The sequence below is a fragment of the Flavobacterium sp. ACN6 genome, from assembly GCF_002304005.1.
Lineage (GTDB): Bacteria > Bacteroidota > Bacteroidia > Flavobacteriales > Flavobacteriaceae > Flavobacterium.
In genome coordinates, this window is record NZ_MRCQ01000001.1 from 624,137 (window position 1) to 643,933 (window position 19,797).

Genomic DNA, 19,797 nt, shown 5'->3' on the forward strand with positions numbered 1-19,797 from the left:
AGAAAACTAAATTTTATAAAATATATTTACATCAACATAAAAAATATTCATTTTACACTTGCTATTTTGACTACAACTATTTCAAATTCAACACTAAGCGCTTCTATAAAACATTCTGGAGCTGAGTTATTTTCTATAAAAGACAATCAAAACAATGAATACATCTGGGAAGGAAACCCTGATTTCTGGGGAAAGCACTCGCCTGTTCTATTTCCAATTGTTGGTACTTTAAAAAATAACACCTATAAAATAAACAATACCGAATACAATTTATCCCGTCATGGTTTTGCTCGTGATATGGAATTTGAACTACTTGATAAAAGCGAAAACCAAGCTGTATTTTCTTTACAATCAAACGAAGAAACTTTAAAAAAGTATCCTTTTGAATTTGAGTTACAGCTTATTTATATTTTAAACGAAAATTCTTTAACTATAGAATATAAAGTTAATAATAAAGGAAAAGAAAAAATGCCTTTTTCAATTGGAGCTCATCCTGCAATTGCATTGCCTGGTAATTTTGAAAACTATGCTTTAAAATTCGAAAAAGACGAACCTTTAAAATATAATCTTCTTGAAAATGATTTAATTTCGGATAAAACTGAAATATTGAAAACGACAGAAAATTTAGTTCCGTTAAACTATAAAATTTTTGAAAACGATGCTTTGGTTTTTAAAACATTAGAATCAAATTCACTTACCATTATTAAAGACTCAAAACCTTATGTACAGGTTGACTTTGAAGATTTTACAAGTTTAGGCATTTGGACAAAAGAAAATGCACCTTTTATTTGCATTGAACCTTGGTTTGGCTATTCTGATACTGCAGATAATTCAGGTGATTTATTTCAAAAAGAAGGTGTTTTAGTTTTAGAAGCAACTCAAAGCTTTTATTCAAAATTTAGTATTAAAATAGTATAACAAATGTTAGAATTTAACTTCCATCCTTTTCCAGTAATAGAAACAGAACGTTTAGTTTTAAGAAGAATTACAAATGATGATGTCAATGAAGTTTTCGAATTACGTTCGAATGCAGAAACTATGAAATATATCCCAAGACCATTGGTTAAAAACAATGACGATGCGCTGGCACACATTGCAATGATCGAAGAAAAAATAGAAACAAATATTGGAATCAACTGGGGAATTACATTACGAGACAATCCTAAACTTTTAGGTATAATTGGCTATTACAGAATGCAGCCTGAAAATTATCGTGCCGAAATTGGCTATATGTTATTACCTGAATTTCATGGAAAAGGGATTATTCCCGAAGCTGTAAACGTGTTGATAAAGTATGGATTTGAAAATTTAAAATTACACTCGATTGAAGCTGTAATTGATCCTGAAAATTATGCATCTGAAAAAGTATTACAAAAATGCGGATTCGTAAAAGAGGCTCATCTCAAAGAATCTGAATTTTATGAAGGGAAATTTTTAGACAAGGTAATATATTCATTATTAGAAAAATAGATTTTTACTCTTGTTAAAATAACCTATTACACAATAGTTCCTTGCCATTATACGTTATATTTGCGCTCGAAATTGGCTAAAAAACAGCTGTTTTGAATCGAAAACATTTTTATGAAAAAAATACCCGCCCTAATTGTTCTTTTGTTTTGTCTGCAATTACAAAGTCAGACTTTTGTAAAATTTAATGGTGCAACCGCTTTACTTGCAGTCCCTAATATAGGAATTGAAACTAGCATTGGAGAAAAAATGACCTTTAGCGTTGACGTTATGGCTTCTTTTTGGGAATCATTTAACGGAAACAATCCTATGAAATTTGTTACTGTAACTCCAGAAGTTCGTTACCATTTTAAGGAGAAATACAATGGTTTCTATATTGGAGGTCACATAGGTGCAGATAAATACGAGTTACAAAAATGGAATTATTGGGATACTAATAAATACGAAGATGGTTTTGGATATAGATTGGGAGCAACTGTAGGTTACAACCTAAAATTAAGTGATAAATTTTTACTTGACTTTTTTGTTGGCGGCGGCTGGCACCAAGGGTTCTATCATGGCTATTATAACGACGGAACTCCTGGAAGATATGACAAAGCCCCTAACTATAATAAAAGTGGTGAATGGCTTCCTTATCGTGGAGGAGTTATGATTTCGTATAAATTATAAGAGCTAGAATTTTGGCAGTGATTTTACGTATAAATCTTCTACTTTTTTTCGAGCCCAATCTGTTTTTCTTAAAAAAGTAAGGCTAGATTTTATACTTGCATTGGATTGAAAACACTTAACTGGAATTAACTCTCCCAAAGTTTCAAAACCATAATGAGCTACTAGAGTTTCTAGAATTTTTTGAAGTGTAATTCCGTGTAAAGGATCTTTTGACTGATTTTGCATTTTAATTTTTTAAATTATATAAAAGACCGTACTCTAAAAAAGTACGGTCTTTCTTTTTTTGCAAAATTACTAAATAGAATTTACAGTAATCAAATAAAGAATAAATTAGAATAAGAATTTAAATCCAACAGAAATTGGAGAAGTTAAATTTGGGTTACTTCCTCCTAAAGCTGTATTGTAAAACGGATCTACATTTGCTGCGTGTGCTAGACCGAAATTTGTAACTGTTGTTTTTTCTCCCGTTTTCGGATCAATTGTTGTCGATGTAAAGTTGGCTAAGTCATAAGAAAACTCTACTGAGAAATTTTTAGTTACGAAATAATCAAATCCGCCTGATAAAGATAAACCAACTTGATTTACTTTTAATTCGCTTTCTTTTTCTTTACCAGTAATAATAGGCACTGCCAATTGTCCGAAGAAATAAAGTGAACCCGCAACATTCCAATATTTTCTAACTAAAGGCTGCGCTACAAATAGATTTGTTTTAGCTGCAGTTCCAGCATCAGACTCTGCTTTAATGTTAATAAAACCAACTCCCGCACCGACAGCAACAGAAGGCGTTACAAATGTGCCAACAATTGGCAACACAGACAAAGTAGTGTTTTTAGCATCTGCCTTTTTCGTTTGTTGATAACCGAATTGAGAGGTTGCAAACCATGCTCCTTTTAGTCCTTGAGACGAATCTTGAGCTTTAGCAGTTAAACCGATTAATACCATACTCACTAATGTTACAATCTTTTTCATTTTATTTCGTTTTTTTTTAAAATTACAAGGCAAACTTATGCGTAAGCTTTTTGCTCAAGACTGATTAAAATCATAGATTAAAAAAAAACTTTAATTATATTTAACTGCCACATTTTTTTTCAATTTTGTCTTACATTTGCAACCATGATAAAATCAGTCAATATACTTAACAAAAGAGCCCGATTCGATTACGAAATAATCGATACGTACACTGCTGGAATTGTTTTGGCAGGAACAGAAATTAAATCTATACGTTTAGGAAAAGCAAACATTACCGAAAGTTTTTGTGAATTCAGTGGCATGGAACTTTTTGCTATTAATACTTATATCGAAGAGTATTCATTTGGAAATCAATTCAATCATAAATCAAGAAGCGAGCGAAAATTGCTTTTGAATAAAAAAGAATTAAAAACACTCCATAAAAATGTTCAGGCAAAGGGACTTACCATTGTTCCTCTGAAATTATTTACGAATGAAAAAGGTTTAGCCAAATTACAGATTGGTCTTTGTAAAGGAAAGAAAAACTATGATAAACGTGAATCGTTAAAAGAACAAGATACGAAACGTGATCTAGATCGAATTAAAAAAGCTTTTAATTAAAAAGCTTTTTTAATTTTACTTAAACACCTATTTATTAATATTTTATAGTTATTTTTACTTGTAAACATTTAACTGTAAAATATGAAAAAGTACTTATTGTTGTTTTCCGCTGTAGTTATATTTTCTAGCTGTGCAAGTAATACTTCTATCGTTAACAGCTGGAGAGATCCAAAAATCACTGTTTCTCAAGAAAATTTCAAAAAAGTTTTAGTTGTCGTTTTAGTTAAAGACGAAGCTTCAAGAAGAGTTGCAGAAAATAGAATTGCTGCTGGTAACGAAATTTTCAAAACTTCCTATCAATACTTAAACGAAAGCACCAAAGACCTTACAAAGGAGCAGAAGCTGAAAATTCTTCAAGATGAAAATTTTGACGGGGTAATTACAATGCGATTAGTAAGCAAGGAAAAGGAAACAACTTACGTTCCGGGGACTTACACTGGAATGTATTACGGAGGTTTTGACGGAATGTACACAGGAATGTACGGATACGGTTTCGGAAATTGGTACGGAATGTATTCTCCAAACTTTTATGATCCAGGATACTATCAAGAAACAACTTCGTATATGGTTGAGACCAATATTTTTTCATTAAAAGAAAACAAATTAATCTGGACAGGAACTACAGAATCACAATATGTGACAGATTTAGGCCAAACAGTTGATGCTATTATGCAGGCAGTAGTCAAGGAAATGAGAAAAGACGGATCTTTACCAAAATAAACAAATAGAAAAGCAGCAAACAAAATGTTGCTTTTTTTGTATTACAAAATTGACTAAATTTGTCAAGACTAAATTCTTCATAAATGAAATCGCTTTTAAAAAATGCCAGAGAACAAAAAGGCTTAAAGACCCGCGAATTAGCTCAGCTAGCTTCTATTGATCAGGCATTGATTAGTAAATTTGAATCTGGAACAAGAAAACCAACCAAAGATCAAATTTCAAAACTCGCTCAACTTTTAGAAATTGATTATGAAACCTTAATGATTGCCTGGCTTAAAGAAAAAATTCTTTATGAAATTGGCGATGAAGAATTTGCTTTGAAAGCACTACTTCTGGCTGAACAGGAAATTCAAAACAATAAAAAAGAAATTAACTCCATCATAATATCTTCTGTTCAAACTATTTTAGATGAAATTGAAATCTTAAAAAATAAAATTCAGTCTTTCAATCATTTTGAATTACGTCAAATTTCAAAAACATTAGAGTTAGAATTTATTTTTAAAAGTATCAGCCTAAACGGAAATTCTTTGACATTGGAAGAAACTAAATCTGTTATAAATGATGGATTAACCATTACAGGCAAAAGCATGCAAAATCATCTTGAAGCTATTAATTTTCAAGAAACGACAACTTACATCAAAGATTTAAGTCAGAAGAAAGTATATCTAAATGAAAAAGAATTTCTCACAATTCACAATCTAATTTTTAGGGGAATTGAATCTGAAAATTCAGGAAAATATAAAAATGATTCATTTGTTATACGTGAAATGAATTTATTCTTTAATTGGTATGACACACATAAAAATAATCTTCATCCCATAATTCTGGCAACTGAAGCACATCTGAAAATACTTGAAATTAATCCTTTTGATCATGGAAATCTTCAAATGGCGAATTTAATCTTAAACTGGATTCTACTTCAAAACAATTATCTGTATGCTTCAATTGAGGGAAATCAAAATAGTATCAATGAATATTTTTCTATTTTGAAAGAAAGTCAAAGTAAGAATGATAAATGTATTTTTATTAATTACATTCTTAGAATTGAAAAACAAAATCTACAGCGAGCTATAAGTTTAACAGTTAAATAAAAAAGCCCAATAAATTGGGCTTTGTATTAATTTTTATCTTCTAATAAAGGAACAAATCTAAATTCTCCAAACTCATGTTTTTCAAATTGAGTTTCATTCTTTCTAATTAATAAAGTCATAATCTGTACATCTTCGCCAAGCGGAATAACAAGTCTTCCTCCTATTTTCAATTGTGCCATTAATGGCTGTGGAATAAAAGGTGCACCAGCTGTAACTATAATACTATCAAAAGGTGCGTAATTTGGCAACCCTTTGTAACCATCTCCAAAAGAAACATGCTTTGGACGAATATTTAGTTTTGGAAACAAAATAGAAGTCTGCTTAAATAATTCCTTTTGTCTTTCAACAGTGTAAACTTTGGCACCAAGGTTAAACAAAACAGCAGTTTGATAACCCGAACCCGTTCCTATTTCCAGAATTTTGTGCTCTTTTTTTACTTCTAATAACTGAGATTGAAAAGCAACAGTGTATGGCTGCGAAATAGTTTGTCCCGCACCTATAGGAAATGCCTTATCTTGATAAGCATAATCTTCAAAACTTGAATTCAAAAAAAGGTGTCTTGGGATTTTTTTTATCGCCTCTAAAACCGCTCTATCAGTAATTCCTTTTTGTTCTAAAGTGCTTACTAATTGATTACGAAGTCCTTGATGTTTGGCAGTGTCTTTCAAAATGGGTAGGTTTTATTTTCGCAAAAGTAAAGAATCTAAAAAGGAAATCAAATATTGATTTTTAAATAATAAATTAATAACATCGAAGTCAAAAGCAGAAAGTCAAAAGCTCTAGCTGATAATTTGCAATTCATAATTCACAACTCACAATTAGTTAAATTCATTTTTACATTCAACAAATAAATTCTATTTTTGTTTAAAATACATTCTCATGTTAAAAGTAGGAGTTTTAGGTGCTGGTCATCTTGGTAAAATACATTTACGCTTATTACAACAATCTGACAAATACGAATTAGTTGGATTTTATGATGAAAATCAAGAAAATGCCGAAAGAATCTCTAAAGAATTTGGCTATAAAAACTTCAGCACAATTGCAAAACTCATTCACGCTGTCGACGTGATTGACATTGTTACTCCAACCCTTTCGCACTACAAATGCGCAAAAGTAGCAATCAAATCAGGAAAACATATCTTTATAGAAAAACCAATCGCTAACACTGTTGATGAGGCGGAAGAAATTATCGCTCTAGCAAAAGAATACAATGTAAAAGGTCAGGTTGGACATGTCGAGCGTTTTAATCCTGCTTTTATTGCAACAAAAAACATGATCGAAAACCCGATGTTTATAGAAACACATCGTTTGGCCGAATTTAATCCGCGTGGGACAGATGTTCCTGTCGTTCTGGATTTAATGATTCATGATATTGATGCGATTTTGAGTGTTGTCAATTCAAAAGTAAAAGATATTCATGCCAGCGGCGTTTCTGTAATTAGCGACACTCCAGATATTGCCAATGCTCGAATTGAATTCGAAAATGGCTGCGTAGCAAACTTAACGGCAAGTAGAATCTCAATGAAAAACATGCGTAAATCTCGTTTTTTTCAAAAAGATGCCTACATTTCAGTTGACTTTTTAGAAAAGAAATGCGAAGTAGTTCGTATGAAAGATGCGCCAGAAGTTCCTGGAGATTTTGACATGATTCTCCAAAATGCCGAAGGTATAAAAAAACAAATCTATTTCACGAATCCAGATGTAGAGCAAAACAACGCTATTTTGGACGAATTAGAATCGTTTGCAAACGCAATTAATACCGATACAACTCCTGTTGTAACACTTGAACAAGCCACAGATGCCTTACGTGTTGCTTATCAAATTATTGATTGTTTCGATAAATAAAAGACGTAATTTTAAAATAAATTAGCCACGAATTCACGAAATAATTGGTGAATTCGTGGCTAAATCATAAATATAATACCAATACATAAAATGAAAACTATAGCTGTGATTGGTGCAGGAACAATGGGTAACGGAATTGCCCATACATTTGCACAAAGCGGATTTACCGTAAAACTAATCGACGTTTCAGAAAAATCATTAGATAAAGGAATGGCAACTATTGCGGCCAATTTGGACCGTATGCTCGCAAAAGGCACTATTACACAGGAAGATGTTGCCAAAACTATTACCAATATTATTACTTATACTGATATTAAAGACGGTGTTGTTGGTGTTGATTTAGTTGTAGAAGCTGCTACAGAAAATGTGGAACTAAAACTAAACATTTTCAAACAGTTAAACGAAGCTTGTTCTCATAATACCATTTTGGCAACCAATACTTCTTCAATTTCGATTACACAAATTGGTTCTGTTGTTGCGCATCCAGAACGTGTTATCGGAATGCACTTTATGAATCCGGTGCCGATTATGAAATTAGTTGAAATCATTCGCGGTTACAATACCAGCGATGAAGTAACTAAAATTATCATGGATTTATCTGAAAAATTAGGAAAAGTTCCTGTTGAAGTAAACGATTATCCAGGTTTCGTAGCTAACCGAATTTTGATGCCAATGCTAAACGAGGCTATCGAAACGTTATACAATAAAGTTGCAGGAGTTTATGAAATCGATACGGTAATGAAATTAGGAATGGGACACCCAATGGGACCGCTTCAATTAGCTGATTTCATTGGTCTTGACGTTTGTCTTGCTATTTTAAATGTAATGTACGAAGGTTTCAAAAATCCAAAATACGCTCCTTGCCCACTTTTAGTTAATATGGTAAGAGCCGGAAAATTAGGCGTGAAATCTGGTGAAGGTTTTTACGATTACAGCGAAAGTAAAAAAGCAGAGAAAATCTCTAAGCAGTTTTTATAAAAAAAGAAATATCATGTCGATTCAATCGAATTTAAATACAATTAAAGAAAGTTTACCTGAACATGTAACATTAGTTGCCGTTTCAAAAACTAAACCTGTTTCAGACTTATTGCAAGCCTACGAAGCTGGCCAGCGCATTTTTGGAGAAAACAAAATCCAAGAAATGACAGAGAAATGGGAAGAAATGCCAAAAGACATTCAATGGCATATGATTGGTCATGTTCAGTCTAATAAAGTCAAATTTATGGCACCTTATGTGAGTTTAATTCATGGCGTTGATAGTTTGAAATTATTACAGGAAATCAATAAACAAGCTTTAAAACACAATAGAACAATAGATTGTCTTCTTCAAATATACATTGCCGAAGAGGAATCTAAATTCGGTTTAGATGAGAACGAATTAAACGAACTTTTAACTTCTGTGCAGTTTAAAGAGTTAAAAAATATTCGTATCTTAGGTTTAATGGGAATGGCAACTTTCACAAAAAATCAAAACCAAATTAAAAAAGAATTTACCCGTTTAAAATTCATTTTTGATTCGATAAAAGAATTGAAAACTGAAAACTGCAACCTGAGCACCATATCAATGGGAATGTCCGGAGATTACCAATTAGCTATAGAATGCGGAAGCACAATGATACGCATTGGAAGCAGCATTTTTGGCGGACGTTAATACCGCTGTAAAGACGCACAACAATGCGTCTCTACGAAAAAACTGAATACTAAAACTGAGACTGAACACTTAATTTGTACGCAATACTAGACATAGAAACTACTGGAGGCCAGTTTAATGAAGAAGGAATTACCGAAATCGCCATCTATAAATTTGATGGACACGAAGTAGTCGACCAATTCATAAGCCTTGTTAATCCTGAAATTCCGATTCAGCCTTTCGTTGTAAAGCTGACTGGAATCAATAATGCTATGTTACGCTCTGCTCCCAAGTTTTACGAAGTGGCAAAACGCATTATTGAAATAACATCAGACTGCGTTATTGTAGCTCATAACGCTTCATTCGATTACCGAATTTTACGAACAGAGTTCAGACGTTTAGGCTATGATTTTGAAGCCAGAACACTTTGTACCGTAGAATTGGCTAAAAAATTAATTCCAGAACAGCCCTCATACAGTTTAGGAAAATTAGTGCGCGCACTCGGAATTCCGATGGCCGACAGACATCGCGCAAGCGGAGACGCAATGGCAACCACAAAGCTGTTTAAAATGCTTTTGGAAAAAGATGTCGAAAAAACAATAGTAAAAGATTTTATAAAATTGGAAGTAGAAAAAGGAATCGCACCAAAATTGCTAGACCTTTTAAACTTAATGCCAGCTAAAACAGGCGTTTATTATATTTATAACGAAAGCGGTAAATTAATATACATTGGCAAGAGCCAAAATATAAAAAAGAGAATCAACCAGCATTTTACTGGAATTACAACTAAAAGTAAAAGAATTCAAGCTGAAGTTTTTACTATAACATACGACGAAACTGGAAGTGAATTAATTGCGCTTTTAAAAGAAAGTCAGGAAGTAAAAGTAAATCGTCCTATTCACAATCGTTCGCAGAAAAAATCTTTTTTCCCTTTTGCATTGTACGCCGAAAAAGACGCAAACGGTTATATCAATCTAAAACTAGAAAAAGCAGACGGACGCAAAAAAGAAATCACCTCCTTTGTTTCTTTGCAGGAAGGTAAAAACGCGCTTTTTAAATTCACGGCAAAATATCATTTATGTCAAAAACTGACAGGATTATATCAAACCAAAAAAGAGTGTTTTCAATATAAAATTAAAGAATGCGACGGCGCGTGCGTTGGCGAAATTACTCCTGAAGTTTATAATTTAAGAGTACAGCAGTTTATTTCTGAAAATAGTTTCGAAAACAAAAACATGATTTTGATCGACAGAGGGCGAAATGTAAATGAACGAAGCGCCATCTTAATCGAAAATGGAAACTACAAAGGTTACGCCTATTACGATCTTAATTATCAGATTACTAACATTGAAATTTTAAATAACATTCTAATTCCAATGCAGCACAACCGCGATGTAAAAAACATTATTCAAAACTACATCCGTAAGAGCAAATCTCTTAAAATCCTTCATTTTTAACAAAACAAAACTTTCATTATCTTCGTAGATATGAAAAAGAGAAAATCACAGTACGAAATCTTTAGAGAAAAAATCAAGATTATCCTTTATGGTACCAACACCATTTTAGGACGAATGTTCGATTTAGTTCTTTTAGGTTTGATTTTATTGAGCGTTCTATTAATAATGCTCGATACTGTTAAAGGCATAAGCTCAAAATACCACGAACAACTGCTTATTTGCGAATGGGTTATAACAGTATTCTTTACAATTGAATATATTTTACGAATCATATCCATTCAAAAACCAGTTAAATACGTCTTCAGTTTTTACGGAATCATCGATCTGCTCGCCGTATTACCGATGTATTTATCCCTGTTTTTTCCAGGCGCCAGTATTTTATCAATTGTTAGAGCTTTACGTTTCTTTAGATTATTCAAAATATTGCACATCCCGCAGATCTCACATCAATCCGTACAGCTAAAAGAAGCCATCGAAGCCAGCAAAGAAAAAATTCTAGTTTTCATCTATTTCGTTCTAATCAGCACCATAATCATCGGATCCATAATGTACTTGGTTGAAGGCAAAGAATCTGGTTTTACAAGCATCCCGATGGCAATCTATTGGACGATCGTAACACTTACAACTGTTGGCTACGGAGATATTTCACCGCAAACCCCTTTAGGACAATTTATTGCGGCATTAGTAATGATTCTGGGTTACGGAATTATAGCTGTTCCAACGGGAATTGTAACCGCAGAATTCGCCAAAAGCAGTTTGAGAAACAGCGCAGTAAGTACAAAAAAAACATGTAAAAATTGCAATTCGCAGGTCCATTTTGACAGCGCCAAATATTGTTATGAATGTGGAACAGAATTACCAAATAATTAATTTTAGAAGCTAATCCAGCTGTACATTGCAACTCCTCCTTATCTTTGTTGTTTTTTTAAGGCATAAAAGGAGCTTCCGCTGGTCGCTCTTTTACACCAAAAAAAACGAACAAATATAAGTCCGGGGTTTCCATTTCCATCTGGGCTAAAAAATATGAAATACCTAATAACCATTGTCGGACCAACAGCCATAGGCAAAACAGCCTTGAGTATTGCTTTGGCACAACATTTTAAATGCGAAATCGTTTCTTGCGACAGCCGTCAGTTTTTCAAAGAAATGACAATTGGAACCGCAGTTCCTAATCAAGAAGAATTAAGTTCTGCCAAACATCATTTCATTCAAAATAAATCAATCTTTGAAAATTATACCGTTGGAGATTACGAAAAAGAAGCTTTATCCAAAATTGAAGAACTATTTCAAATCAATGATTTTGTAATTTTAATAGGCGGTTCAGGCTTATATGTTGACGCGATTTTAAAAGGTTTTGACGAGTTTCCAGAAATTGATCCGCGAGTTCGTTCAGAAGTAAATTCAAATTACGAAAAATTCGGAATTGAATATCTTCAAGAACAATTAAAAACTTTAGATCCAGAATATTATCAAAAAATAACTCTAGAAAATCCACAGACATTACAAAACCCGCAAAGAATGATGCGTTTTGTCGAAGTCTGTATCGGAACACAAAAACCTTATTCCTCCTTTCTAAATCAGAAAAAAAACAACCGAAATTTTACTCCCATTTTAATTGGTTTAGATGCCGAAAGAGAAATTATTTACAACCGAATCAATCAGCGGGTTGACATAATGATGAACGAAGGTTTACTCGAAGAAGCGAAAGCCCTTTATCCTAATAAAGCGTTAAATGCGCTTCAAACCGTCGGTTATAGAGAATTATTTAGTTATTTTGACGAAGATTTCACCTTACCTTTTGCAATTGAAGAAATCAAAAAAAATACCCGAAGATTCTCCAAAAGACAATTAACGTGGTTCAAAAGAAACGAAAACACCAAATGGTTTGATTATGCGACAGATAGAAAAGAAATTATAAATTACATAGAAAATCTTCTAAAGTAAAAGTCTTTTTTCTTTCCTCATTCTTCTCCTTTCCGAAGAAAAATCTAAAATCAGCAATCTAAAATCTAAAATAATAAAATGCCAATATCTCCAAATTTCACATCAGTTTTAAGCAAAGACTGGGAAATCAATTTCACACAATGCACGCCAGCGGGTTTCTTAAAATATACCGATTTATGTAATATTTTACAATTGACCGCTGCTGCACATTCTGAAGTTGGAGGAATTAGCTTTTATGATATGCAGGAATTTCACCAAGCCTGGGTTTTAAGCCGAATGCGGGTTGAAGTTCATGCTTTACCAAAATGGCAGGATGTTATAACCGTAAAAACATGGATCAACAGTTTAGAAAATTCACGTTCAGTTCGGGCTCTTGAAATGTATGTAAACGGCAAGAAAATAGTAGGCTGCGAAACCTATTGGGCTGTTTTCAATACGCAGGCACGTCGTCCAGAACCATTAGCTTTGCCATACGAACATTTTGAATTATTCCCAGAAAATAGAGCAACCGCAGAAGGCTTCTCAAAAATAAATATCAACCACGAAAAAGAAGCCGTATTTGAAAAAACAGTTTATTTATCAGATTTAGACATTGTAAATCACGTAAATAACGTAAAATATCTAGAATGGTGCCTTGATCATGTTGACCCAAAAAGAATTATGAAACAAGAAGTGAAAAGCTTTGAAATGAATTTCATGAAAGAACTTTCGCTAAAAGACAATGTTGTTATTCACGAAAGTGAAGACGACGATCACACAACAGCAACATTCAGCATTACAAAAGGCGAAAAAACCTGTTTTGCTTTGGAGCTGCACTGGAAATAAACTACTTTGATTCCTGCAAGGTTTTCAAAACCTTGTAGGTATGTATGTTATTATCGTACTAGATTATAATTTAAATAAAAAGTATGGAAGTGTAACACCTACGAGGTTTTGAAAACCTTGCAGGAACTCATACTAAAATAAAAAACGATGCAAATTGCATCGTTTTTTATTAAAAATCATTTTGATTTCTTATTAGAATCTTTCTTAGTTTTCTTTTTCTTCTTTTTCTTTAGCAAATCAATTTTACTTTGAATTCTTTTTTCTACTTCCGTAATATCAGAATCAAAAGCAAATTGCAAACTTGTAAGTTTAGCATTTTTAATTTCTGCCAATGCTTTTTTAAATTCTTGACGTGCTTCTAACAGGATCGCTTTCTTGACATAAATATCGGATTTGTTTATTCCCTTTATTTTTAAAGCAAAATCGATTAATTTTTGTGCTTCCTCATAATCTTCATTCAAAATTAAAGTCTGCAAATAATAAGGATATACTTCAAACGCATAAATATTAATCGCTAAAGCTTCTTGAAAGTATAATTTTGCTTCCTCATAATTCATTAATTGTTCTGCCTGAATTCTTCCATACAAGCACAAAACCATTGTGTTTTTTGGATCATACGATAAAGCATAATCTAAAGATTCTATTGTTCCTTCAAGCCAATACGGATAATTATCCAATGCCTGAAAAACGTATTTATCAATTGTTTTCATTTCGTAAATCTTGTCTTAATTTTTGACGAGTTCCTTTATAACTTTTCGTTACTTTATCTTTTTTGAAATCACTTCCAGTAAAAACTCTAATAGGATTTCCACGCTGAATATTTAGCTGATTTTCCCATTGTTTCCCAACGTGATTCTTAAGTTGCTGCAAAGTTTCGCCTTCTATTTTTTTTAATAATCTTTCTGTTGCCAGTTTTTTGTTTTGATGCTGCGAACGGCTGTCCATAGAAACGACTGCAATTCCAGTTGGAATATGCGTAGCCCGAATAGCTGAACTTACTTTATTCACGTGCTGACCTCCAGCGCCAGAACTTCGCATCGCCTGATACTGAATATCATTTTCCGAAACTGATGTATTTTTCTGCGGTTCGATCTCAAAAATCCCAATGAACCAATTCTTACGCTTATGCATTTTCCGAAACTGACTTTGTCCAATCCACTGAACGGTTCCAATCCAAGAATTCACAAATTGATCTGCATTTTTACCTTTTACAGCAATCGATGCAGTTTCAACCGTTCCGTTTTCCTGACCCGCTTCTCGCTGCAATAAAACAGTTTCTAATTGCTGTTCCTGCGCCTCTTCTAAAACTTTTTTAAGCACTTGGGCAACTACCCAAGTGCATTCTGCAGGTCCGCGACCCGCTGTTATCTGAATTATTTTTTCCATTTTAAAATTTCTTTAACGGTCCATTCTAACAATCTTTGGTGTAAAAGTTCCTAGAACTTCGACCAAATCGGTTTGATTTGACATCACTTTTGTAATGTCTTTGTATGCCATTGGCGCTTCATCAATATTTCCGCCAATTAAGGTTACATCATTCGCTTTCAAAACTTTTTTGATTTCGCTTTGTGTGAAAGTACTTTTACACTTTGCTCTCGAAAATAAACGTCCCGCACCATGCGACGCAGAATTTAAACTTTCAGTATTTCCTTTTCCTTTCACAATGTAACCAGGTGCCGTCATCGATCCTGGAATAATTCCCAACTGCCCTTCAGCAGCAGGAGTTGCTCCTTTTCTATGAACAATGCATTCCTGACCGTTTACCATTTCTTTCCAAGCAAAATTATGATGGTTTTCAATGGTTACCACTACCCTTTTTCCAATCGCTTTAGCAATTCGCCTGTGGATATCATCATGACATGCTTTTGCATATTCACCAGCTAAATTCATAGCCAGCCAGTATTCCTGCCCGTCATGCGTATTTAAATCCAACCAAGCCAAATGCTGCACATTTTTTGGTAGCGGACATTGTTTTGTCGCCAAATACGTGTAATGTTTCGCAATATTAGCACCTAAACCGCGCGATCCGCTATGCGAAAGCACAGCAAAATATTCTCCTGCTCCTAACTTCCATTCATTCTCTGGATTATCAATTTTAGCGATTCCAAATTCTACGAAATGGTTTCCTCCGCCCGAACTTCCCAATTGTTTATAGGCTTTTGGTAAAAGATTCTTCAACAATGGAATATCTTGAAATTCACTTTTATAAAACACTTCGTGATCTACTCGTGAAGCATGAACTTCATTCATTCCAAATTTGGTATTGTCTTTTAAAATTGCTTGCAATTGATGTTCTTTTCCTTTGAAATGTGATGCTGGTAAATCAAAAATTGAAAGACTCATTCGGCATCCAATATCAACACCAACTCCATATGGAATTACAGCATTATCAGTCGCTAATACGCCCCCAATTGGTAATCCATAACCTGAATGCGCGTCAGGCATTAAAGCTCCAGCAACCGAAATTGGCAGTTTCAACGAATCATACAATTGAAATTTTGCCTGCTGATCAATTTCATTTTCTCCAAAAATTGTAAAAGGAGCTCTCGTTGTTTTCAACTGATGCATTCTTACCTGAACAGGTTTTATCAAACCTTCAGCAACTTTTCCCCAAGTACCATTTCCTTCATACTTTTCAGGATTTAAGAGGACATCTTTTGCCTCTGTTAGAATAGATTCCTTTTTCTCTCTTTTTCTATATCTGTTTATCTGCCCTAAGGCGATGTTTATTGAATTGTTTTTTGGAAAGCCTAATTTAATCAGGTCTTTTCCAGATAATTTATTTCCCATGATTTTATATCATTTCGTCTACATATTGTTGATACAATAAATGTTGACTTTTATTTTTAATTGGGTTTAACTCTCTCGAATTTTCAGTTTGATAATACTTATTACGATAAGAAAAACCATCTACTAATTTGTTTATTTTATATCTTAAATTAAGATTAGTAATGTAATTGTCGAGAATCTGAATTTCACTTTCTAAAACTGCATCTACCATTTTGGTATGCGTTATCATATATGGTTTAATGCGAAACACATAACGCCAAGGCTCATTAAATACATAATGAATTTTATAACGTTTACAATTAGGACACCATCGCTCCCTCTTATAAAAATGCACTTTCTCTTTTTCAGTTAATGCTAATTTTGGACTTCTCCATTCTGATTCAGAGAACTCTTTTACTGTCTGAAGCTTTTCGACATATACATGTTTTCTTTTCCTTTTTTTCTTCTTCTTAAAAGACTTTTCAGGAGAATGCTGCCATGTATTGATCTTTTCCAATAATGTTTTATAAAAAGAAGCTTCATTAGATCTTACTATATCTTCTCTTAGTACAAAACTGCGTTCCCAACCTTTTTGATAAGGGGTTGCTAAAGGAATCAATGGTAAATTTCGTCGTTTTTTCCAGAGTTCAATTTCAAGCTTTCTAATCTGAATTAATTGTTTTTCAAAATCTTCTTTTATTAATCTTTTTTTCTTTCTTTTACTTTTGAAACGAGTACACAAAGCATACTCATCTACCGTATAATTTTCCATAAAAAACTATAGCACGTTAAATTAATAGCCAAACTGGCTGAAACATTTTATCCTTGACGGATAAATAAAAAATCTTTCGGGAAAATTTGAAGTGTCTAGAATAAAAAAAGCCCGAAACTAAATGTCTTCGGGCTTTTTATATATCTAAAAATGTATTTCTAAGATTGAAATAAGCCACGAAGAAGCGCTGCACCAAATCCGTTTGGTGTGAAGCTTTGTGATGTCGATGTAAGTACAAACATTTTCTTCGTTTTTAAAGGGTTATTTTTTTTTTCGAGTGCAAATATTCAGAATTGTTTTTCGATTTTCCAAATTTATTTTAAAGAAAATTCATCTAAAAAAATAATTAAGATTATTTAGAGTCCCTAAAAATTATCTTATCTAATTAAATACCAAAACCTTAGCCCTGATAGAAGCGGTATCCTTTTTCTTGCTTCTTTAGCAAGAAAAAGATACAAGCGGATAGCAGGAAATAGCTCTAAATTAAGATTAAATTTAAAATTTAAAAATCCAAACTCCAATTTTATCGTAATTATAAGTAAAAAAATAAGAAGCTATTTATACGGAATCTTTGTCAAAGTTTAAAACTTTGACAAAGATAAAAAAGGTCTCGTAAGTTAAAATAGAAGCATAAAAAAAACCCTGATTTCTCAGGGCTTATATTTTTTAGTGTGAATTTGTTATTCAGTTACTTTACTTTTCACAACCAAACGGAATCCTTCTCCGTGGATGTTTAAGATTTCAACATCTTCATCTGCTTTTAGATATTTTCTAAGTTTTGCAATGTAAACGTCCATACTTCTTGAAGTAAAGTAGTTGTCATCTCTCCAGATTTTTGTTAAGGCTAATTCTCTTGGCATTAAGTCATTTTCATGGAGAATAAGCATTTTAAGCAATTCATTTTCTTTTGGAGATAATTTTATCGGCTCTTCATCTTGGAAAGTCAAGAATCTAAGTTTTGAATTTAAATGGAATTTACCAATATTAAATTCAAATTGTACTTGTTCCGCTTTTGTATCAGCAGATTTTCTTTGAATGATTGCTTTAATTTTCATTAAAAGAACCTCTGAATCAAAAGGTTTATTTAGATAATCATCAGCACCAGCTTTATAACCTTTCAGCACATCTTCTTTCATCGATTTTGCTGTTAAAAATATAATTGGCACTTCACTGTTCTTTTCTCTAATTTCTTTTGCTAAGGTATAACCATCTTTATATGGCATCATTACGTCAAGAATACATAAATCATATACATCTTTCTTGAATTTCTCGAAACCTTCCATACCGTTTTTAGCTAAAGTAACTTCAAAGTCATTTAACATTAGATAATCTTTAAGAACTGCCCCAAAATTTAGGTCATCTTCTACTAAAAGTATTCTTTTGTTATTATTTTCCATATTTTAATTTATTAATGGTATTTTTATTATAAAGGTGCTACCTTTTCCTTTTTCGCTTTCAACATATACTTGACCGTTATGGTCTTCTACAATTCTTTTTACATAAGCCAAACCTAAACCGTGGCCTTTTACATTGTGCAGATCTCCTGTATGCTCTCTATAGAATTTCTCAAAAACTCGCTTTTGAGCTATCTTACTCATTCCTAGACCGTGATCTCTTATTTTTATCAAAATCATATCTTTTACATTTTCTGTAAAGATTTCGATTTCTGGAACATCTGGTGAATATTTAATGGCATTTTCCAAAATATTAACCAAAACATTGGTAAAGTGCACTTCGTTTATTAAACTCGTTGTTCTTGCAGCATTAAAGTGCTTTACAACAGTACCTTTTCGATCTTCTAAAATTAGATTTACATGTTCAATTGCATCATCAATAATATCATGAATTGCAGTTGGTTCTTTGGTGATGTCGAGTTCTCTTTTTTCCAATTTAGAAATACGAAGAACATTTTCAACCTGTGCATGCATTCTTTTATTCTCATCCCGAATCATTTGAAGGTAACGAAACACTTTTTCTTTATCTTCAATAATTCTCGGATTCTTGATAGCATCTAATGCTAAATTTATGGTTGCAATTGGAGTTTTAAACTCATGTGTCATATTATTAATAAAATCTGTCTTGATCTCAGAAATATGTTTTTGACGCAGTAACTGATTTAATGCACTCGTATAAGCAACGATAATAATTAATGTAAAAACTATCGATAAAATAGTAATACTTAATAATTCAGATAAAAGGAATTTCTTTTTATGAGGAAAAGTAACTGATAATTCATATTTACTATTTCCTTCATTATCTGTAAAAACTGGAATACTGTAAGTTGCTTCTTTATCTAAAGAATGAAATCCATCAGATTTAATCTTCGTTGGGATTCCGTTACTGTATATAGCGAATTCAAACTTAGTTTTAACCTCGTATTCTCCGAGCTCTTTTTTTAATAACTTATAAAGCTTGTCTCTTGTTATTCTTCCTTCAATTGGAGTTAAGGAGGCAATATCTTTATATTGAATCTGTTGTTGAACTTTATTTAAAATATCTAAACTTCCCGATTTTTCAAATCTCTGATCAGGAATTATACTTTGACCTAAATTATTATTATCAATACCGTTGTCGTTATTGTAAACCTCTGTTACTCTTTTTGAACTGAAATTTTTAAAACGCTCATTACTGAATTTTTTATTAAAAATAGAACCGCTGATATCATAATCTTCCGATGTCAATGTACTAGAATAAACGATTGTTTTATTCGTTTTAGTGTTTCTTTGTACATAAAGTACTTCTAGTAAATCTTCTTTTTTTGGAATTTTACCCGTACTATCTTTTATACGGTTGTATTTGTCGTAGAAACTGTACTCTTCTTGTTGTTCCAGTTTGTCTGCAACATTTCCAATAACTTGAGTAACGTGGTATTTAAATTGTTCTTCATTATTCTTGAACGAAGAATTGAACCAAAATACCTGTACCAGAATTATCCCGATTAAGGACAAACTCATCAATAAAACAAGTATTCTAAAAAATAATTTATTCATCGAAACAAAATTAATATTTTAACAATATACTAAATAATACATTAACCAA

Annotated in this window: 22 protein-coding genes; 13 read left to right on the forward strand and 9 right to left on the reverse strand. The window is 32.5% G+C overall.

From position 1 onward, the window contains the following. Positions 1 to 66: 66 nt before the first annotated feature. The 3 genes from BSF42_RS02765 to BSF42_RS02775 all read left to right on the forward strand — a co-directional run bounded on the left by BSF42_RS02765 (position 67) and on the right by BSF42_RS02775 (position 2,136). Complete coding sequence (locus BSF42_RS02765) at positions 67 to 918, forward strand: aldose 1-epimerase family protein (RefSeq protein WP_095951586.1); 852 nt, start codon at positions 67 to 69, stop codon at positions 916 to 918. Positions 919 to 921: 3 nt separating this feature from the next. Further along, the gene (locus BSF42_RS02770) at positions 922 to 1,470 is read left to right on the forward strand and encodes a GNAT family N-acetyltransferase (RefSeq protein WP_095951587.1); all 549 of its coding nucleotides are present in this window, start codon (positions 922 to 924) and stop codon (positions 1,468 to 1,470) included. Positions 1,471 to 1,581: 111 nt separating this feature from the next. Further along, positions 1,582 to 2,136: a DUF3575 domain-containing protein gene (locus BSF42_RS02775; RefSeq protein ID WP_095951588.1), complete on the forward strand. Its 555-nt coding sequence runs from the start codon at positions 1,582 to 1,584 to the stop codon at positions 2,134 to 2,136. Positions 2,137 to 2,139: 3 nt separating this feature from the next. Here BSF42_RS02775 and BSF42_RS02780 read toward each other — a convergent pair whose 3' ends face one another. After that, positions 2,140 to 2,361 (reverse strand): VF530 family DNA-binding protein, encoded by a 222-nt coding sequence (locus BSF42_RS02780; protein WP_095951589.1) that lies wholly within the window; start codon positions 2,359 to 2,361, stop codon positions 2,140 to 2,142. Between the two features lie 105 nt (positions 2,362 to 2,466). Next, positions 2,467 to 3,105 carry an outer membrane beta-barrel protein gene (locus tag BSF42_RS02785; RefSeq protein ID WP_095951590.1) on the reverse strand — a complete coding sequence of 213 codons (639 nt, stop codon included), beginning with the start codon at positions 3,103 to 3,105 and terminating at the stop codon, positions 2,467 to 2,469. A gap of 144 nt (positions 3,106 to 3,249) precedes the next feature. Between BSF42_RS02785 and smpB the strand changes: the two genes are divergently transcribed. The 3 genes from smpB to BSF42_RS02800 all read left to right on the forward strand — a co-directional run bounded on the left by smpB (position 3,250) and on the right by BSF42_RS02800 (position 5,516). Beyond that, positions 3,250 to 3,705, forward strand: a complete 456-nt coding sequence (smpB, locus tag BSF42_RS02790) for an SsrA-binding protein SmpB (RefSeq protein ID WP_095951591.1) — start codon at positions 3,250 to 3,252, stop codon at positions 3,703 to 3,705. Between the two features lie 81 nt (positions 3,706 to 3,786). Beyond that, positions 3,787 to 4,425, forward strand: coding sequence for a hypothetical protein (locus tag BSF42_RS02795; protein ID WP_095951592.1), 639 nt, complete (start codon positions 3,787 to 3,789; stop codon positions 4,423 to 4,425). Between the two features lie 83 nt (positions 4,426 to 4,508). After that, the gene (locus BSF42_RS02800) at positions 4,509 to 5,516 is read left to right on the forward strand and encodes a helix-turn-helix domain-containing protein (protein ID WP_095951593.1); all 1,008 of its coding nucleotides are present in this window, start codon (positions 4,509 to 4,511) and stop codon (positions 5,514 to 5,516) included. Positions 5,517 to 5,542: 26 nt separating this feature from the next. On the opposite strand, the gene BSF42_RS02805 is transcribed toward BSF42_RS02800, so the two are convergent. Then, a complete protein-coding gene (locus BSF42_RS02805; RefSeq protein ID WP_095951594.1) occupies positions 5,543 to 6,184 on the reverse strand; it encodes a protein-L-isoaspartate(D-aspartate) O-methyltransferase in 642 nt (213 codons plus the stop codon). A gap of 211 nt (positions 6,185 to 6,395) precedes the next feature. On the opposite strand from BSF42_RS02805, the gene BSF42_RS02810 reads away from it, so the two are divergent. The 7 genes from BSF42_RS02810 to BSF42_RS02840 all read left to right on the forward strand — a co-directional run bounded on the left by BSF42_RS02810 (position 6,396) and on the right by BSF42_RS02840 (position 13,217). Beyond that, complete coding sequence (locus tag BSF42_RS02810) at positions 6,396 to 7,361, forward strand: Gfo/Idh/MocA family protein (RefSeq protein ID WP_095951595.1); 966 nt, start codon at positions 6,396 to 6,398, stop codon at positions 7,359 to 7,361. Positions 7,362 to 7,451: 90 nt separating this feature from the next. Beyond that, positions 7,452 to 8,339, forward strand: a complete 888-nt coding sequence (locus BSF42_RS02815; protein WP_057118437.1) for a 3-hydroxyacyl-CoA dehydrogenase family protein — start codon at positions 7,452 to 7,454, stop codon at positions 8,337 to 8,339. 13 nt (positions 8,340 to 8,352) lie between these two features. Further along, positions 8,353 to 9,012 (forward strand): YggS family pyridoxal phosphate-dependent enzyme, encoded by a 660-nt coding sequence (locus tag BSF42_RS02820; protein WP_095951596.1) that lies wholly within the window; start codon positions 8,353 to 8,355, stop codon positions 9,010 to 9,012. A gap of 74 nt (positions 9,013 to 9,086) precedes the next feature. Then, positions 9,087 to 10,448 (forward strand): exonuclease domain-containing protein, encoded by a 1,362-nt coding sequence (locus tag BSF42_RS02825; protein WP_095951597.1) that lies wholly within the window; start codon positions 9,087 to 9,089, stop codon positions 10,446 to 10,448. A 30-nt stretch (positions 10,449 to 10,478) separates the two neighbouring features. After that, on the forward strand, positions 10,479 to 11,318 hold the full coding sequence (locus tag BSF42_RS02830) for an ion transporter (RefSeq protein WP_095951598.1): 840 nt from the start codon (positions 10,479 to 10,481) through the stop codon (positions 11,316 to 11,318). 153 nt (positions 11,319 to 11,471) lie between these two features. Further along, positions 11,472 to 12,392: a tRNA (adenosine(37)-N6)-dimethylallyltransferase MiaA gene (gene miaA, locus BSF42_RS02835; protein ID WP_095951599.1), complete on the forward strand. Its 921-nt coding sequence runs from the start codon at positions 11,472 to 11,474 to the stop codon at positions 12,390 to 12,392. 78 nt (positions 12,393 to 12,470) lie between these two features. Continuing rightward, positions 12,471 to 13,217, forward strand: coding sequence for an acyl-[acyl-carrier-protein] thioesterase (locus BSF42_RS02840; protein ID WP_095951600.1), 747 nt, complete (start codon positions 12,471 to 12,473; stop codon positions 13,215 to 13,217). A 176-nt stretch (positions 13,218 to 13,393) separates the two neighbouring features. On the opposite strand, the gene BSF42_RS02845 is transcribed toward BSF42_RS02840, so the two are convergent. The 6 genes from BSF42_RS02845 to BSF42_RS02870 form a co-directional block, all read right to left on the reverse strand. After that, positions 13,394 to 13,927, reverse strand: a complete 534-nt coding sequence (locus BSF42_RS02845; protein WP_095951601.1) for a M48 family metallopeptidase — start codon at positions 13,925 to 13,927, stop codon at positions 13,394 to 13,396. Then, complete coding sequence (prfH, locus tag BSF42_RS02850) at positions 13,914 to 14,603, reverse strand: peptide chain release factor H (RefSeq protein WP_095951602.1); 690 nt, start codon at positions 14,601 to 14,603, stop codon at positions 13,914 to 13,916. The genes BSF42_RS02845 and prfH overlap by 14 nt, the downstream gene beginning before the upstream one ends. Before the next feature lie 12 nt (positions 14,604 to 14,615). Continuing rightward, complete coding sequence (locus BSF42_RS02855) at positions 14,616 to 16,007, reverse strand: RtcB family protein (protein WP_095951603.1); 1,392 nt, start codon at positions 16,005 to 16,007, stop codon at positions 14,616 to 14,618. A gap of 4 nt (positions 16,008 to 16,011) precedes the next feature. Beyond that, positions 16,012 to 16,758 (reverse strand): hypothetical protein, encoded by a 747-nt coding sequence (locus BSF42_RS02860; protein WP_095951604.1) that lies wholly within the window; start codon positions 16,756 to 16,758, stop codon positions 16,012 to 16,014. Between the two features lie 680 nt (positions 16,759 to 17,438). Beyond that, positions 17,439 to 18,155 carry a response regulator transcription factor gene (locus BSF42_RS02865; RefSeq protein ID WP_017497133.1) on the reverse strand — a complete coding sequence of 239 codons (717 nt, stop codon included), beginning with the start codon at positions 18,153 to 18,155 and terminating at the stop codon, positions 17,439 to 17,441. 3 nt (positions 18,156 to 18,158) lie between these two features. Beyond that, entirely contained in the window at positions 18,159 to 19,748 is a 1,590-nt protein-coding gene (locus BSF42_RS02870; RefSeq protein WP_095951605.1) for a sensor histidine kinase KdpD, read from the reverse strand. Positions 19,749 to 19,797: the final 49 nt, after the last annotated feature.